14 protein-coding genes are annotated in these 16,960 nt (G+C 68.1%); 12 read left to right on the forward strand and 2 right to left on the reverse strand.

What is annotated here, in order from left to right:
* Positions 1-21 precede the first annotated feature (21 nt).
* The gene (locus BJ980_RS14125; protein ID WP_179502882.1) at positions 22-1,107 is read left to right on the forward strand and encodes a CaiB/BaiF CoA transferase family protein; all 1,086 of its coding nucleotides are present in this window, start codon (positions 22-24) and stop codon (positions 1,105-1,107) included.
* An 89-nt stretch (positions 1,108-1,196) separates the two neighbouring features.
* Here the strand turns inward: BJ980_RS14125 and BJ980_RS14130 are convergent, their stop codons facing one another.
* Positions 1,197-1,991 carry a TetR/AcrR family transcriptional regulator gene (locus BJ980_RS14130; protein ID WP_179502883.1) on the reverse strand — a complete coding sequence of 265 codons (795 nt, stop codon included), beginning with the start codon at positions 1,989-1,991 and terminating at the stop codon, positions 1,197-1,199.
* 152 nt (positions 1,992-2,143) lie between these two features.
* Here BJ980_RS14130 and BJ980_RS14135 point away from each other — a divergent pair, with 152 nt between their 5' ends.
* The 8 genes from BJ980_RS14135 to BJ980_RS14170 all read left to right on the forward strand — a co-directional run bounded on the left by BJ980_RS14135 (position 2,144) and on the right by BJ980_RS14170 (position 11,795).
* Positions 2,144-3,361, forward strand: a complete 1,218-nt coding sequence (locus BJ980_RS14135) for an ABC transporter substrate-binding protein (RefSeq protein WP_179502884.1) — start codon at positions 2,144-2,146, stop codon at positions 3,359-3,361.
* Positions 3,362-3,385: 24 nt separating this feature from the next.
* The gene (locus BJ980_RS14140; RefSeq protein ID WP_179502885.1) at positions 3,386-4,255 is read left to right on the forward strand and encodes a branched-chain amino acid ABC transporter permease; all 870 of its coding nucleotides are present in this window, start codon (positions 3,386-3,388) and stop codon (positions 4,253-4,255) included.
* The gene (locus BJ980_RS14145; protein ID WP_179502886.1) at positions 4,252-6,342 is read left to right on the forward strand and encodes an ABC transporter permease subunit; all 2,091 of its coding nucleotides are present in this window, start codon (positions 4,252-4,254) and stop codon (positions 6,340-6,342) included. The genes BJ980_RS14140 and BJ980_RS14145 overlap by 4 nt, the downstream gene beginning before the upstream one ends.
* On the forward strand, positions 6,339-7,055 hold the full coding sequence (locus tag BJ980_RS14150) for an ABC transporter ATP-binding protein (protein ID WP_179503920.1): 717 nt from the start codon (positions 6,339-6,341) through the stop codon (positions 7,053-7,055). The genes BJ980_RS14145 and BJ980_RS14150 overlap by 4 nt, the downstream gene beginning before the upstream one ends.
* 48 nt (positions 7,056-7,103) lie before the next feature.
* Positions 7,104-8,363 carry an acyl-CoA dehydrogenase family protein gene (locus BJ980_RS14155; RefSeq protein WP_179502887.1) on the forward strand — a complete coding sequence of 420 codons (1,260 nt, stop codon included), beginning with the start codon at positions 7,104-7,106 and terminating at the stop codon, positions 8,361-8,363.
* Positions 8,364-8,450: 87 nt separating this feature from the next.
* Positions 8,451-10,052, forward strand: coding sequence for a class I adenylate-forming enzyme family protein (locus BJ980_RS14160; protein WP_179502888.1), 1,602 nt, complete (start codon positions 8,451-8,453; stop codon positions 10,050-10,052).
* A complete protein-coding gene (locus BJ980_RS14165) occupies positions 10,049-11,008 on the forward strand; it encodes an LLM class F420-dependent oxidoreductase (RefSeq protein WP_343047815.1) in 960 nt (319 codons plus the stop codon). The genes BJ980_RS14160 and BJ980_RS14165 overlap by 4 nt, the downstream gene beginning before the upstream one ends.
* 28 nt (positions 11,009-11,036) lie before the next feature.
* Positions 11,037-11,795, forward strand: a complete 759-nt coding sequence (locus BJ980_RS14170) for an SDR family NAD(P)-dependent oxidoreductase (RefSeq protein WP_179502889.1) — start codon at positions 11,037-11,039, stop codon at positions 11,793-11,795.
* A 163-nt stretch (positions 11,796-11,958) separates the two neighbouring features.
* On the opposite strand, the gene BJ980_RS14175 is transcribed toward BJ980_RS14170, so the two are convergent.
* The gene (locus BJ980_RS14175) at positions 11,959-12,729 is read right to left on the reverse strand and encodes an IclR family transcriptional regulator (RefSeq protein WP_179502890.1); all 771 of its coding nucleotides are present in this window, start codon (positions 12,727-12,729) and stop codon (positions 11,959-11,961) included.
* Positions 12,730-12,875: 146 nt separating this feature from the next.
* Here BJ980_RS14175 and BJ980_RS14180 point away from each other — a divergent pair, with 146 nt between their 5' ends.
* Genes BJ980_RS14180 through BJ980_RS14190 form a run of 3 tightly spaced genes read left to right on the forward strand, consistent with a single transcriptional unit; the run spans position 12,876 to position 16,911 of the window.
* Positions 12,876-14,516, forward strand: a complete 1,641-nt coding sequence (locus BJ980_RS14180) for an acyl-CoA synthetase (protein WP_179502891.1) — start codon at positions 12,876-12,878, stop codon at positions 14,514-14,516.
* On the forward strand, positions 14,513-16,108 hold the full coding sequence (locus BJ980_RS14185) for an ABC transporter substrate-binding protein (RefSeq protein ID WP_179502892.1): 1,596 nt from the start codon (positions 14,513-14,515) through the stop codon (positions 16,106-16,108). The genes BJ980_RS14180 and BJ980_RS14185 overlap by 4 nt, the downstream gene beginning before the upstream one ends.
* Positions 16,105-16,911, forward strand: a complete 807-nt coding sequence (locus BJ980_RS14190; RefSeq protein ID WP_179502893.1) for an enoyl-CoA hydratase — start codon at positions 16,105-16,107, stop codon at positions 16,909-16,911. The genes BJ980_RS14185 and BJ980_RS14190 overlap by 4 nt, the downstream gene beginning before the upstream one ends.
* Positions 16,912-16,960 lie beyond the last annotated feature (49 nt).

Genomic DNA, 16,960 nt, shown 5'->3' on the forward strand with positions numbered 1-16,960 from the left:
CCCACCAGCACAGGAGTTGTGATGACCAAGCCCCTCAACGGCGTCCGCATCGTCGAGCTGGCCGGCATCGGGCCCGGCCCGCACGCCGCCATGATCCTGGCCGACCTCGGGGCCGAGGTGGTGCGGGTGACCCGGCCGGGTACGCCGTCCCACCTCACCGCCACCGCGCACACCCTGCGTGGGCGCCGGTCCGTCGTGGCAGACTTGAAGGATGTCGATGACCTGGCCTTGGTGAAGGCCATGGTCGAGAAGGCCGATGTCCTCGTCGAGGGTTTCCGCCCGGGTGTACTCGAGCGGCTCGGCCTCGGGCCCGAGGACACCCGTGAGGTCAACCCGCGACTGATCCACGCGCGGATGACCGGCTGGGGGCAGACCGGGCCGCTGGCCCACACTGCCGGGCACGACATCAACTACATCTCGTTGACCGGCGCCTTGCACGCGATCGGCACGGCAGAGCACCCGGTGCCGCCGTTGAACCTCGTCGGGGACTATGGCGGCGGCTCGATGATGCTGGTGACTGGCGTGCTGGCCGCCCTCTTCGAGCGCGAGCGGACCGGGGTGGGCCAGGTCGTCGACGCCGGCATGGTCGACGGGGCCAGTGTCCTGCTGCAGGGCCTGCTCGAGCTGCGGGACCTGGACCAGTGGACCGACACCCGGCACGACAACATCCTCGACGGGGCGGCGCCGTTCTATCGGACCTATGCCTGCAGTGACGGGGGTTTCATGGCGGTCGGTGCCATCGAGCCGCAGTTCTATGCCCTGCTCGTCGAGGGGCTGGGGCTCGAGCTGGAGGAGCTGGCGGACCGTGACGACAAGACCACCTGGCAGTCCCTCTCGGAACTGTTCGCGGGTCGGTTCGCCGAACAGTCGCGCGAGCACTGGACCAAGGTCTTCGACGGCACGGACGCCTGCGTGACCCCGGTGCTGTCCTTTGCCGAGGCGGTCGAGCACCCCCATGTCGCCGTACGCCGTTCACTCGTCGCGGGCGAGATGGCCGGGTCGGTCGTGGCCACCGTGGCGCCGCGTCTCGGCGCGACTCCGGACGCGGCACCTGCCGGACCCACGACCGAGGAAGCGCTGGCGGACCTGGTCGCCGACTGGTCCTGACACACCCGCCGACCCGGCAGTTGTTGACACCTGATCGTGTCAACAACTGCCGGGTCGGCGGTGTGGGGCGTCAACAACTGCCGGGTCGGTCAGGCCTCGGGGTGTCGCTCGTCCATGATCCGTCGGGTCTCGGGGGAGAGGTCCGCGCCGAGGATGGCCGCCGCGAGGTCGACCAGTTGGGCTGCGAAGAGCTCACCGCCGTGGTCGACACCCATGCGGGCGCGCCGCCCCAGCTCGAGGTGCACGAACCGGATCGCGGCAAACCTGCGGTGCAACGGAGGGCCCGCCGTACGCGGGGGCATCAGCTCTTCGATGAGCGTCGACCACCGGTCCAGGCTCCCGTCGGGGTCATAGACCAGGGCGCCCAGCGCGTCGTCGGGGTCGACAAGCGCGTCCGACCGGTTCACGAGCTGGGCTGCAACCTGGAGGAAGTGCCGGCCCCCCTCGTCGGAGAGCTCGGCGATCAAGGGCGTCACCAGGATGGCCGCGCCCTCGCGCAGGGTGATCTCTCCGCGGGAGAGCAGGTGGTCCAGGAGCGCGTGGCGGCGGACCGAGATGCGCGGGACGTAGTGATCGACGAGCACGCGCAGCATGCCCTCGCGATCACCGAAGTGATATTGGAGCGCGGTCGTGTTCTTCTGGCCGGCCTCGCGGGTGATCTCGCGCAGGGACACGCCTTCGAGGCCGCGCTCGGCGATGAGCCGGGCGGCGGCGTTGAGGATGCGGGTGCGGGCGTCGGGCCCGGCGTTGGCGCGCCCGTTGGTGCCCTTGACTGCGGTCTTCCGGGGTTGGGTGGTGGTCTCGGCCAGGGGGGCGGTGGCCGCCTTCCTGGCCGGCGCTCCGGCCTTGTTGGCCGGCGTTCTGGCCCCCGAGGAGTTACTCATGAGTTGGAAGTGTAGGGGGCAATCAGGCCCCTGACAATTAGAATCTGGATCAATTGCCAAAAGTCTTGTGTCAGTTGCCTTAATGCGTCTAGCATCATATCCACGCCGCCAGATGCGGCGCACGTCACACAGGATCCGAGAAAGGTTCGAACATGCTGAACTGGTCTGCAAAGCGCCCGGTGATCGCGGCGGTGGCTGCGATCCTCGCGCTCTCCGCGTGTGGCTCGGGCGACGACAGCGGCGCGACGGGCAAGAAGGACTCCGACGGGGTCATCACCGTCAAGCTCGGGGTGGTCGGTCCCAAGACCGGACCCGCCTCCCTCTACTACAAGTACATGGACCAGAACTTCGAGACCTTCTCCGACGACTTCGAGGAGAAGTACAAGGTCCGCTTCGAGATCATCGGCGAGGACGACCAGGCTTCCCCCGAGGAGACCGCCCGCGCGGTCAGCCGTCTGATCAACGAGGAGGCCGTCCACGCCATCCTCGGCCCGCCGCTCTCCGGCAATGCGCTCCAGGTCGCCGACGTGATCCAGAAGAGCCAGATCCCGTGGCTGCTGGCCGGCCCGAACGCCGATGAGGCGATCAACTACGACATCCAGCCGAACTGGGCCTTCCAGACCAACTTCACCAACCAGCAGATCATGGAGATCCTGGGCACCCGCCTCTTCGCCGACAACAACAAGGTCGGCATCGTCTACTCGGCGGACGGCTTCGGCCAGTCCAACCTGGACCACCTCAAGTCCTGGGCCAAGGAGAACGGCAAGAAGCTGACCGCCGAGGAGTCGCTCCAGCCCGGCTCGAGTGACGCCAACGCGATCATCAAGCGCTTCAAGTCGGCCGGCGTCGACTCGGTGTTCATGGGCATCACCCAGGGTGCCGACACGGCCACCGTGACCCGCGCGATCGAGCAGGCGGGCTATGAGCCCAAGACGATCATGACGACCGGCACGATCCTGACCAACTACAAGACCATCGCCGAGCCGTCGCAGTGGGAGAACATCCAGATCGTCGACCCGCGCAACTTCCTCGAGGGTGGCGACAAGGAGATCCTGGACGCCGTCCAGGAGGCAACTGGTGAGGCTCCGGCCATCCCGACCAACAACATCAGCACCTACGCGATGCTCGACATCTATGCCCAGGCCGTCGCCGAGGTCGGTGACGCGAACGACCGTGAGGCAGTGCGCAAGGCGATGGAGGACATCGAGACCGTCCACATCGGCAGCCTGACCATCGAGAAGCCGTTCACCACGACCGACCACAAGCTCTATGACGACGACCCGGCCAACTGGCTGACCTACGGCTTCGACGAGAAGTTCAACCTCAAGCTCCTCGGCACCGCCGAGGAGTGCCTCGAGAAGGGCTGCTGACGCCCCGGCGTCGGAGAGACTGACATGGACGCAGTGATCTTCGGATTGGTGCTGGGAGGGCTCTATGCCCTCCTGGCCCAGTCCTTCGTGCTCACCTTCATCACCACGAAGACGTTGAACTTCGCGGTGGGCGAGTTCGTCGCCCTCGGCGCGTTCGTCGTGCTGGCCGTGGCCAGTTGGTCCTGGTTGCCCGCGGCGGGCAAGATCGCGATCGGCTTCCTCGCCGCCGGCCTGGTCGGAGCGCTGGCCTACCGGTTCCTCGTGCTGCCCTTCACCACCCAGGGGGAGCACGACGTCCGCTGGCTGCTCTCCACGGTGGCGTTGTCCTTCGTCATGCTCAACCTGATCGGCAACGTCGAGGGCCCCTCGCCCCAGCGCTCCGACACGGGTCGGCTCGGGGGCAGCGTGGAGATCCTGGGCTCGGGGGTCAGCAAGCAGATGCTGCTGATCGCACTGCTCGCCGTGGCGGTCTCGATCGCCCTCATCGTGGCCTCCAAGAAGACCTCGATGGGTCTGATCATGCGCGCCGTCTCCCAGGACAAGGAGGTCACCTCCCTCATGGGCGTCTCCCCGCACATGGTCGGCGCGGTCTCCTACCTGGTCGCGATGGGCCTGGCCGGTCTGGCCGGCACGTTGTACGCCGCGACGGTGGGCGCCTCGCCCGTCATGGGCGCCCCACTCCTGGTCGCCTCGATCGCCGTCGGCGTCATCGGTGGACTCTCCTCCCTGTGGGGTCCGCTGCTCGGCGGGGCGCTGTACGGCGTGCTCAGCCAGGTCGCCAGCTTCGAATTCGGTGCCATCTGGGGTGAGACCGCGGGTCTGCTCCTGGTCATCGCCGTCCTGATCTGGAAGCCCGAGGGCCTTCTCGGTCGTCGCATGGAGGTCAAGCTGTGATCACCACCCAGACATCCACCCCCACGCCGGGCGGTGCGCCTGAGGGCAACGACCCGCACGGCAACAACCCGGACGCTGCTGACAAGGGTGGGAAGGGCCGCAGGGGCAGCCGCGGCAACAGAGCCACCGGCGCCGCGCGTCGGCGTACCCCCGGTCGTTCTGCCCTCCTGCGCGACATCCTCTTCGCCGTCGGGGCCTTCGCGGTCGCGATGATCGCGATCCTCCCCGGCCGCGAGGGCGTCGGCACCTCCATCTCCACCATGCAGCTGGTCGCCTCGATGGCAGCCATGACCGTTGCCGCGGTGGGCCTCAACCTGCTGATGGGCTACACCAAGCTGGTCTCCCTGGGGCAGGGCGGCTTCTATGCCATCGGTGCCTATGCCAGTGCCTGGCTCGCCCTGGACAAGGGCTGGAACCCGCTCCTCGCGATCGTCGGGGCGCTGGTCATCTGTGGCGTCATCGGCGCCCTCGTCGCGATGGCCACTATGCAGATGCGCGGACCGCAGTTCTCCGTGATCACCCTCGTCCTCGCCGTCCTGGTGGAGCGAATCCTCAACGAGGGCAAGGCATTCGGCCAGTTGGCCGGCTATCCCAACTATGCCCAGCACGGCGTCACCTCGATGCCTCCGATCGAGGTCTTCGGCCATGTCTTCGAGCCGCCGATGATCGCCAACACCGTCGCCACGGTGATGGTGCCGATCGTGCTGGTCACCGCCCTGGTGGTGATCCTGGCCCGCAACATCGCCCGCTCGCCGTGGGGCAGCTCGCTCAGCGCCATCGGTGAGAGCGAGATGCTCGCCTCGCACCTGGGCGTCAACGTCTTCTGGCGCAAGGTGTCGGTCTTCGTGCTCGCGTCCGTGCTTGGCGGCCTCGGTGGCGTCATCGCGGTGCAGGCGTTCTCCCACCTCCAGCCCGAGACCTTCGACATCTACCTGACCATCACCATCGTGCTGGCCGTCGTCTTCGGCGGCAGCGGCACCGTGCTCGGCCCGCTGGTCGGGGCGGTCGCGGTCGTGTGGCTCGAGCAGTCGCCGATCCTGACCAGCGTCAGCTCCTTCCAGCAGGAGAACATCTCCGAGACGTGGTATCTCTCCACGCCCGGCCTGGTAGGCATCCTGTTCCTGCTCACCCTCTTCCTGATGCCGCGCGGCATCGTCGGCAGCGTCGGTCAGCTCGTGCACTCGCGGATCCGCGGGGGAGCCGGACTGGCGAAGGCGGAGGCGGCCGAGGGCCTGAGTGAGGCCTCGGTGGAGAGCGAGCCGATCCCGGACGCCGACCCCGAGACCCCGCACGCCGAGGGCGTCGACCCCGACGCGATCCTCGTGATCGAGGGAGCGGCCAAGCACTTCGGCGGGCTCAAGGCCGTCGACGGCATGGACCTGCAGGTCGCCAAGGGGCAGATCCACGCGATCATCGGTCCCAACGGGGCTGGGAAGTCCACGCTGGCCAACCTGATCACCGGTGTCTACAAGCCCAACGGCGGCACGATCTCCTTCCAGGGCAAGGAAATCGGTGGCCTCGCGCCGCACAAGATCTCCCGCAGCGGCGTCGCCCGGACCTTCCAGACGCCCCAGCTCTTCCACGACGCCACCGTCCTGGAGAACGTGCTGACCGGCTTCCCTGATACCGGGCGTACGTCGTTGCTCGCCGCAGCGGTCAAGCCTCCGTCGCGCTATCGCCGGGACGCCGAGATGCGGGACGAGGCAGAGCGGCTCCTCGACCTGGTCGGACTGGCCGACCTTACCGACGTACTCGCTGGCGAGCTGCCCTATGGCAAGCAGCGAGCGCTCGAGATCGCGCGGGCGCTGGCCTCGTCGCCCGAGCTGATCGTCCTCGACGAGCCGGCAGCCGGGCTGCTCGCCACCGAGTCGGTCGGGTTGGGTGACCTGTTGATCGCCTTGCGTGAGCACGGCTATGCGCTGGTCGTGGTCGAGCACCACATGGACCTGGTCGCCCGAGTGGCGGACAAGGTCACCTGCATGGACCAGGGCCGGCTGCTCTCCCGCGGGACACCCGAGCAGGTCCTGTCCGACGAGGCCGTCATCGCGGCGTACCTCGGCAAGCCACTCGAGGAGGAGCAGGCATGACACTCACGGTCGACAACGTGGTCTGCGGCTATGACCGCGCACCCATCCTGCACGGCGTCAGCCTCCACGTGGAGCCCGGCGAGCTGGTCGCTGTCGTCGGCTCCAACGGGGCCGGGAAGTCGACGCTGGTCAAGACCATCTGTGGTCTGGTCGGGGTTCGTGGCGGTGACCTGACCGACGACGGCCAGTCGTTCGCCAAGGTCTCACCCGCCAAGCGGGCCAAGGCCGGCATCGTCGTGGTGCCCGAGGGCCGGCGGCTCTTCCCGCAGCTCACCGTGGGGGAGAACATCCAGCTCGGCCGGCACGCCGCGGGCAAGCGGGCGACCGGGGACGACCCAGTGAAGGACCTGCTCGACGCGTTCCCGATCATCTCCGAGCGCTGGAACCAGCAGGCCAACCTGCTCTCGGGTGGCGAGCAGCAGATGGTTGCGTTGACCCGTGCGGTCGCCGCCCGACCGCGCTACCTGCTGCTCGACGAGCCGTCGCTCGGGCTGAGCCCGCTGAAGACGCTGGACGTGTTCCGCCTGGTCGAGCTGGTTCGGGAGCGCACGGGTGCCGGGATCCTGCTGGTCGAGCAGATGGCCGACCAGGCGCTCAAGGCCGCCGACCGGGCCTATGTGCTCGAGCACGGGCAGATCGCCATGGAAGGCCCGGCTGCGGATGTGCGCGCGTCTCCCGAAGTACGCCGTGCCTATCTCGGCGTGGCCAGCTGAGCACATCCCCCACACCTGCCTGACGACCGTTCCCCGGAAGGAAAACCCATGTTCACCCAGACTCCCCGTGCAGCAGAGCTGCACGACAAGATGGTCGGCTTCCTCGAGGAGCACGTCTATCCCGCCGAGGCCGTGCACGAGGAGCAGATCGCCGAGATCGGCGCGGCGCGCACCCAGCCGCCGATCCTCGAGGAGCTCAAGAAGCGGGCCCGCGACCTGGGCCTGTGGAACCTCTTCCTGCCGCACAAGGAGGAGGGCCACGAACCGCTCTCGAACCTCGACTACGCGCCGATCGCCGAGCTGACCGGGCGCAGCCTGTGGCTGGCCCCCGAAGCGCTGAACTGCTCCGCGCCGGACACCGGCAACATGGAGCTGCTGTCGATGTTCGGCACGCCGGAGCAGAAGGAGCAGTGGCTCAAGCCGCTGATGGACGGCGCGATCAGGTCGGCCTACGTGATGACCGAGCCACAGGTCGCCTCCTCGGACGCCAGCAACATCGAGACCTCGATCGTGCGCGACGGTGACGACTGGGTGATCAACGGGCGCAAGTGGTGGATCTCGGGCGTCGAGCGGGAGACCTGCAAATTGCTGATCCTGATGGGGATCACCGACTCCTCGCCCGATGCGCCCCGTCACCAGCGCCACAGCATGGTGCTGATCCCCAGGGACACTCCCGGCGTCACGGTGCACCGCGACCTGACCGTGCTCGGCTACAACCCGTTCGAGTCCCACGTCGAGATGACCTTCGAGGACGTGCGCGTCCCGGTCGACAACATGATCGGTGAGGTCGGCGCCGGGTTCGCCATGTCCCAGGCCCGCCTGGGTCCCGGGCGGATCCACCACTGCATGCGGATGGTGGGTGCGGCCGAGCGGGCCCTGGAGCTCATGATCGATCGCGTGCAGAACCGGGCCACCTTCGGGACGCCTTTGGTGGACCAGGGCGTCGTACGTGAGTGGATCGCCGACTCCCGGATCGAGATCGACCAGGCCCGCCTCTACACGCTCTACACCGCACACCTGATGGACACCGTCGGGAACCGCGAGGCTGCGAGCGAGATCTCCGGCATCAAGGTTGCCGTGCCGAACATGGCCGTGCGGGTGATCGACCGCGCCATGCAGGCCTTCGGCGGCGGAGGACTTGCAGGCGACGTACCCCTGGCGAGGATGTATGCCGAGGCTCGCATCGTGCGGATGGCCGACGGGCCCGACGAGGTGCACCGCCGTGGTCTGGCCCGCACCGAGCTGCGCCGGTTCGCCGCAGCGACGAGCCCTGCGCCGCACGGGGTGACCGCACACCTGGCCCACTGACTGGCCCACTGAAGTGCCCACTGACTCGCCCACTGATCAGGTCGACACCCCGGCTGGTGTCCCAGCCACCCATGGAAAGGTGACGAGATGACCCTCGCCCGCAATGCCTTCGCGCTCCTGGACCGCACCGCCGAGTCCTATGCCGGCGACCGTCCGGCATACGGCTTCGAGGGTGAAGTGCGCACCTTCCGCGAGATGCGGGACGCCTCGCTCGAGGTGGCGGCCGGACTCGCGGCCAACGGCGTCGGCCGTGGCGACAAGGTCGCGGTGATGATGGGCAACCGGTTCGAGTGGGTCGAGACCTTCTTCGGCCTGGCCGCCCTCGGCGCGGTCTGCATCCCGGTCAACGTGCTGCTGACCGGCAAGGAGATCGAACACGTCTGCCGCGACAGCGACGCACGGTTCCTCGTCGTCGACGAGATCGGGTCGAAGATCGGGCGCCTCGGGCACAGCTTCGACGCCGTGATCACCGTCGGGTCCGCTGCGATCGAGGCCGCCGGACGCCGGGTGGAGTACGCCGACCTGCGCGCGGGTCACGTGCTGCCCGCCGACCACGTCGGTCCGGCACTCGAGGACACCTTCCTGCTCTACTACAGCTCCGGGACCACCGGGCTGCCGAAGGCCGCCGAGCACTCGCACGACGGGGTGCTGTGGAACGCGATGGGGCAGGTCCAGGGGCTCGGGCTGACCGGCGAGGACAGATATTTCGTGATCCCGTCGCTCTCGTGGGCTGCCGGGTTCCACAACCTCGTGATCGCGCTGACCTGGGTGGGCGGCTATTCGGAGATCCGCTCCACCGGCGGCGCGACGATGGAGAACATCGTCGACTCGATCGAGGCCGGGTCGATCACCCACGTGATGCTGGTGCCCAGCCTGCTGCGGGAGCTGGTCACGCGACCCGACCTGATGGCGCGGCTGAGTGCGAGCGCGCTGCGCTGGATCGTGACCGGCGCCGAGCCGGTTCCAAAGGCGGTCATCGAGACGGTCTGCCGCGGCATTCCCGACGTGGACGTCTGCCAGGGCTACGGGCTCTCGGAGTTCCCCACGATCTGCACCGTGCTGATGGCCGACGAGGTGTTCGACCACGAGGGGTCGGCCGGTCGCCCGCTGCCGCACACCGACCTTGCGGTCCGTGACGTCGACGGCGTGATCCGTCGGTCCGGCCAGGGTGAGCTGCTGATCCGCTCCCTGGCCTCGATGAAGGGCTACTACGGCAAGCCCGAACAGACTGCCGAGGCCTTCCGCGACGGTTGGTTGCACACCGGCGACCTGGTGGCGATCGATGAGGACGGATTCATGACCGTGGTCGGCAGGACCAAGGACATGATCATCTCCGGGGGACTCAACGTCTATCCCAAGGAGATCGAGGACGTCATCCACCGCGCCCCCGGCGTGCTCGAGGCCGCCGTGGTCGGCGTACCGCACGAGCGCTTCGGCGAGACGACCGTAGCGATCGTGGTCACCGACGACCCGGCCTTCAGCATCGACGAGATCGAGCGGCTGTGCCTGGAGGAGCTGGCGTCATACAAGCGGCCACGCCAGATCCTGGTCCGTCACGACCCGTTGCCCCGCAACGCCAACGCCAAGCTGCTCAAGCGCGAGCTCCGGCCCTGGGCCACGGCACAGCTCGGGACGGGGGCTGCCTCGCAGCCGACAGCGCCGAGTGTGCAGGCGGACTCGACGTCGTGACCTCGCGTTATGGGATGACGATCCCGCTCGACGACGTACCCCTCTCGGCGGTGCCCTACGCGGCGCGCGAGCTGGAGGACCTCGGCTACACCGATCTGTGGACAGCTGAAGGGATGGGTGCCGACGGGTTCACGCCGTTGGCCGCCGCGCTCGGGGTCACCTCGTCGGTGCACCTGGGCGTCGCGATCGCACCGGTCTTCACCCGCGGCCCGGCGTTGCTCGCGCAGACCGCGGCGACGATGGCCGCGATGGCGCCGGGACGGTTCACGCTCGGGCTCGGCGCGTCGTCGAACGTGATCGTGGAGAAATGGAACTCGATCCCTTTCGACAAGCCACTCTCACGCAGCCGTGACATGCTTCGATTCCTGCGCGCGGCGTTAGAAGGGCAGCGGGTGGACGAGGAGTTCGCGACCTTCACCGTGCAGGGCTTCCGGGCTGGCGTCGTACCCGAGGTTCCACCGAAGCTGCTGCTGGCCGGGCTGCGCGGCAAGATGCTCGACCTTGCCGGATCGCACGCTGACGGCGCCGTGCTCAACTGGCTCTCCGCCGAGGACGTCGGCCGGGTCGTGCCCGCGGTGACTGCGCACGGTGCCGACAAGGAGATCGTCTGCAGGATCCTGGTTGCGCCGACTGCCGATGCGGACCTGGCCCGTGGCGTGGCCCGGCGGCTGATCGCCACCTATCTCAACGTGCCCGTCTATCGGGCCTTCCACGCCGACCTGGGGCGTGACGAACTTGAGCCGATGTGGAAGCTGTGGGCCGATGGCGACCGGGCCGCAGCCGTGGAGGCGATCCCGGACCACGTCGTCGACGAGCTCGTCGTGCACGGATCCCCGGGCGCGTGCCGCGAGCACATCGGGCGCTACGTCGAGCACGGGGTCACCGTGCCGGTCGCCTCGCTGCTTCCGGTCGGGGTGGATCCACTCGAGGCCTGCCGGGCGCTCGCGCCCTCCTGACCACTCACCACCAACCACAAGGGGAACCATGACCGACACCGCATCCACCGAGTTCACGGGCAAGACCGTCCTGATCACCGGCGGCAGCCGGGGGATGGGCGAGCAGATGGCGCACGCCTTCGCCGCACGCGGAGCCAACATCGTGGTGGCGAGCCGCAAGCTGGAGAACTGCCGCAGCGTGGCCGACGACCTGGTGCGCAAGCACGGCGTACGCGCCTTGCCGGTGGGCTTCAACGCCAGCTCGTGGGAGGACTGCGACCGGCTGATCGAGGAGGCGTACGCCGAGTTCGGCAGCGTTGATGTGTTGATCAACAACGCCGGGATGTCGCCGCACTACCCCTCGCTCGCCGAGGTCAGCCAGGAGCTGTTCGACAAGGTGATCGCGGTGAACCTGCGTGGTCCGTTCCGGCTCAGCGCCGTGATCGGCGAGCGGATGGCCGAGGGTGACGGGGGCTCGATCATCAGCATCGGGTCCATCGAGGCGATCCGTCCGCAGCCCGAGGCGCTGCCCTATGCGGCCGCGAAATCGGGGCTGCACGTGTTCACCGAGGGCTTCGCGCAGGCATACGGTCCGAAGGTGCGGGTGAACACGATCCAGGCCGGCCCCTTCCTGACCGACATCTCCACGAACTGGTCCGAGGGGCTGCGTGAGGAGATGGAGGCCAAGGTCGCTCTCGGTCGCTGCGCAGAGGCCGACGAGATCGTCGGCGCCGCACTCTATTTCGCCGGTTCGGCGTCGTCCTTCACGACCGGTGCGCTGCTGCGGGTCGACGGCGGCTGGAAGTAGCCGCGAACCTGCAGTTGTTGCGTCGCGAACCTGCACTTGTTGCGCGTCGAACAGGCGATTGTTGTGGCTTGAACCTGCAGTTGTTGTGGTCGGCGAGCGCAAGACTTGCCGGTTCAATGCGCAACAACTGCAGGTTGGACGCGCAACAACTGCAGGTTCGCGGTCAATGGGTGAGAAGGGCGGTGGTTTCCAGGGCCGCGCGACGGACCATCGGGGCAAACTTCTCCACGGGGGCGTCAGGACCCCGTAGCGCTACGGAGATGGCTCCCAGCGGGCCGTGCGGTCCGGTGACCGGGGCGGCGACGGCGCGCATGTCGGTGCGCATGTCCGCGGGGGTGAGCGCGAGGCCGTGGCGGCGACGGATCGGACCCAGGCGACGGTGAAGCCTGGCCCGGGCCCGCGGCGAGATGGATCCGGGCTCGTCATAGAGGCGATCCACCTCCTCGGGGTGCATGCAGCCGAGGATGGCCAGGCCGCTGATCGTGCGGTGGGCCCGGATCTGGATGCCGACCCGGGACGGGATGCTGGCCCCGGCCGGACCGCCGACCTTGTCCAGGTAGACCACGGCATTGCCGTCGAGCACCACCAGGTGCACCACCGCCGAGGTCGCCAGGTGCAGCTCGTTGAGCACGTTCGCTGCGGCCGCGCGCAGGTGCGCGTGGTCGAAGACGCGGCGACCGACCGCGTGCATCCGCGGCCCGAGGCGATATCCGCGCTCGTCGTGATCGATCCATTGCATCTCGACCAGCTGGCGCAGCAACCGGAAGGTGGTCGACCGGGGCAGTCCGGTCAGGCCGGAGACCTCCTCGAGGAAGAGGTGGTCGGGCCCGTGCGTGAACACATCGAGGATGTCGGTGAGGCGCTCGATCACGCCGGGTCGTGGTGCTGGCGGTGCGAGCTGGGTGGTGGCGGGTTCTGCGGCAAGTGCGGTCATCTCGGGGATCCCTCCAGATTGCCTAAGTGGTGACCTGCATCACAACCTAACACTTGCTTGGCGTCTCCAACCTCCGTTCGACCGACCGGTTCCGTTGGATGAAACCGCACTGTCGCGGGCACGATGACGATCCGCAGGATGCGGGCATGGCTCTCAACATCGCTGACCTCTTCGAGCACGCCGTCGACGCCGTGCCCGAGCGCCTCGCCCTGGTCATCGGCGACGACCGGCTCACCTATGCCGAGCTCGACGCCGCCGCCAACCGGGTCGCCCACCACCTGGTCTCTGCCGGGATCCAACCCGGCGAGCACGTCGGGCTGATGGCGCGCAACACCGTCGACCACGTCGCCGCCATGCTCGGCACCTTCAAGGCCCGGATGGTGCCGATCAACATCAACTACCGCTACGTCGAGGGCGAGCTGGACTACCTCTTCGACAACTCACGGATGGTCGCGCTGCTCCACGAGGCCCGCTACTCGCCGGTCCTGGACAAGGTCGTGGGCAACCACGAGCTGCTGCGGCACGTGGTCACCATGCCCGACGGCACCGACGCCGCCCCCACGGCGTACTCCTCGCTCGACTGGACCACCGCCGTCGGCGAGCAGCCGAGCACCCGCGGCTTCCTCGACGCGGTCGGGCAGCGCAGCGCCGATGACCTGTACGTCGTCTACACCGGCGGCACGACCGGCTATCCGAAGGGCGTGATGTGGCGCCAGGAGGACGTATGGCGCACCCTCGGCGGCGGCATCGACTTCGCCACCAGGCAACGGTTGGAAGAGCTCGACCAGTCACGAACGGGTGCCGCCAACCCGCACCCGCTCACCTGCCTCCAGCTCGGCCCGATCATGCACGCCAACGGACAGTGGGGGATGCTGCTGCGCTTCCTCACCTGCCACACCAACGTCCTGCTGCCGAAGTTCGACCCGGTCGAGATCTGGAACACGATCGAGAAGGAGAAGGTGCAGACCATCTCCTTGATCGGGGACGCGATGGCGCGTCCGCTGATCGAGGAGTTCGAGACCGGCAACCACGACGGGAGCACGCTGGTCAACGTCAACAGCGCCGCCGCGATCTTCTCCGTCGAGGTCAAGGAGCGCTGGCTCAACGCCCTCCCGAACGTGGTCGTGATGGACATCATCGGGTCCTCGGAGACCGGCTTCACCGGGAACGGCCGGGTGGAGAAGTCGAACCTCGCCGACAAGGGCAGCCTGGTCAACATTGGCGTCGACATGGCGGTCCTCGACGAGGAGATGAACCTGCTCGACCCCGCCACGCACGTCGGCGAGATCGGGTTGATGGCGCGCTCGGGCAACATCCCGCTCGGCTACTACGGCGACCCGGAGAAGAGCGCGCGCACCTTTATCACCATCGACGGCACTCGCTATGCGGTTCCCGGTGACTGGGTCCAGATCGAGCCGGACCTGAAGGTGACGCTGCTCGGTCGCGGCTCGAACTGCATCAACACCGGCGGAGAGAAGGTCTATCCCGAGGAGGTCGAGGTCGCGCTCAAGTCGCACGCGGGCGTCTTTGACGCCCTGGTGATGGGGCTGCCGCACCCGGTCTGGGGCCAGGAGGTGGCTGCGCTGCTGCAGGCCCGACCCGGCACGGAGCTCGACTTCGACGACGTCCGCACCCACCTGCGCACCCGCATCTCCGGCTATAAGGTGCCGCGCACGATCCACGTCGTCGACGAGATCCCGCGCCACGTCACCGGCAAGGCCGACTACAAGACAGCCAGGGAGATCACCGAATCCCTCGCAACGACAGAGAGTGAGACAGTCCAGTGAGCACCACGATCCGATCTCGTACGACGTCCCTCGCCGCGGCCGTGCTGCTCGTCGGCACCCTGGCCGCATGCGCCGGTGACGACAAGGACGACAAGAAGGAAGCCGACTCCTCGATCTTCGAGGTCGGCCTGGTCGGCGACCAGCCCGAGGGTGACCCGGTCAAGGGCGGACAGCTCCGCGTCTCCACCTTCGGCGAGCTGCGCGACTTCGACCCGGTCGCGCTGATTGCCAACGGACTCTCCGGTGGCACCGAGCTCGCGGCGATCTATGACGTGCTGCTGCGCCACGACCCCGAGACCGGGAAGTACGTCGGTCAGCTCGCCGACTCCATCGAGGCCAACGACGACGCCACGACGTACACCCTCACGCTGCGCGACGGGGTGAAGTTCAGCGACGGCACCGACCTCGACGCCGACGCCGTGGTCGCCAGCATCGAGCGCTACTTGAAGAACGGTGGCGGACAGGCCGGCCTGTGGCAGCGCAAGGTCAAGTCGATGAAGGCCGCCGACCCGCTCACCGTCGAGTTCACGATGGTCGAGCCGTGGCTGGACTTCGAGTACATGCTGGCCTCCGCGCCCGGCATGATCGTGGCCGCATCCGCCGACGCGAAGGCGAAGTTCACCCCGGTGGGTGCGGGGCCCTACACCTTCGACAGCTATGCGCCCGGCGAGCAGCTGGTGCTCAAGGCCAACCCGGACTACCACGGCGGAGCGCCCGCTCTGGAGTCGTTGCGGTTCACTCTGATCCAGACCGCGCAGGGCACCCTCGACGTGCTCAAGGCCGGTGACGCCGATGTGGCGGTGCTGCGTGACTCGCACGTGATCGCGGACGCCGTCGAGTCCGATCTGGGCGGCTCGATGAACGTGGTCAGCCTCGGCGTCGGACTGGTGATCAACCACCGCGAGGGTTCCGTGCTGGCCGACCCCGACCTGCGGCGCGCCATCGCGGCCGCGCTCGATCCGAAGGTGATCACCGAGCGGACCTACAAGGGCTATGGGATCCCCGGGACCGAGATGTTCCCGGCCGAGTCGTTGTGGGGACCCACCGACGGGCCCGAGATCGACCTCAAGCAGGCGAAGGAGCTCGTGGCCAAGGCCAAGGAGAACGGCTTCGACGGGACGGTGCGCTATCTCGGCATCGCGAAGGTCTCCCAGCAGACCGGGCTCTCGATCGAGGCGATGCTCGGCCGGATCGGCATCGAGGTGAAGTCGACCTATGTGCCCGGCTCGGCGGAGATGATCGAGAAGGTCTTCATGAAGCACGACTTCGACCTGGCCGGATGGTCGTTCGGTACGCCGGACGCTGCGGTCTTCCCCGAGCTCTATGACAGCTTCCACTCCTCCTCGCGCTCCAACGCGGGCGGCTATGCCGACACCGAGATGGACGGCCTGATCGAGGATCTCGGCTCGGCGCAGACCGAGGACGAGCAGACGGAGCTGATCGGCAAGATCCAGGAGCAGTGGAACGAGTCGATTCCCGCGATCGTGTTCGGCGCGCAGCCGGAATATGTCGCGTGGAGCGACCAGGTCGGTGGGGTCACGCCGCACGTGGACAGCATCGTCCTGCTCGATGACGCCTGGCTGGCGAAGTGAGCTCGTTCGTCCTCGTCGACCGGCCGGTTCCAGAGGTCGCCGTGGTGACGCTGAACCGGCCGGATCGGATGAACGCGATGGCGTTCGACGTGATGGTTCCGGTGCGTGACGCCCTGGTGGAGCTGAGCAACGACAACTCGGTGCGGGCCGTCGTGCTGACCGGTGCCGGGGAGGGGTTCTGCTCCGGCGCGGACCAGGAGAACGCCGGTCGTGCTCCGCACGTGGAGGGCCTCGGACGCCCGGGCTTCGGGCTCCGCTCGCTGGAGCTGCTGGAGGACGTGGTGCTGGCGTTGCGGCGGTTGCACCAGCCGGTGATCGCGGCCGTGAACGGGGCCGCGATCGGCGGCGGGCTCTGCCTGGCGCTGGCCTGCGACCTCCGGATCGCCTCGAGTACGGCGTACTTCCGTGCGGCCGGCATCAACAACGGGCTGACCGCGAGCGAGCTGGGGCTGAGCTTCCTGCTGCCGCGGGCGGTGGGCTCGACCCGTGCCGCGGACATCATGCTGACCGGCCGCGACGTGGGCGCGGAGGAGGCGGAGCGGATCGGTCTCGTCTCACGGGTCGAGGACCCGGTCGTCGATGCCGCGGTGGAGATGGGGCAGCGGATCGCGGGCTTCTCCCAGCCGGGCATCGAGCTGACCAAGAGGTCGCTCCATGCCGGGATGGCGGCCTCATCGCTGGAGAGCTACATGCCCTCGGAAGGCCTCGGGCAGCTCTATCTGCGACTGCTCACCGACAACTTCGAGGAGGCCACGGCGGCCCGCAAGCAGGGGCGGGCGCCGCAATTCCGCGACGGCCGCTGAGGTCCTGGCCGACTAACCGCTGATCAGCGGTTGGTCGGCCAGTGCTCAG

This window comes from Nocardioides daedukensis, from assembly GCF_013408415.1.
In the GTDB taxonomy this organism is placed as follows: Bacteria; Actinomycetota; Actinomycetes; order Propionibacteriales; family Nocardioidaceae; genus Nocardioides; species Nocardioides daedukensis.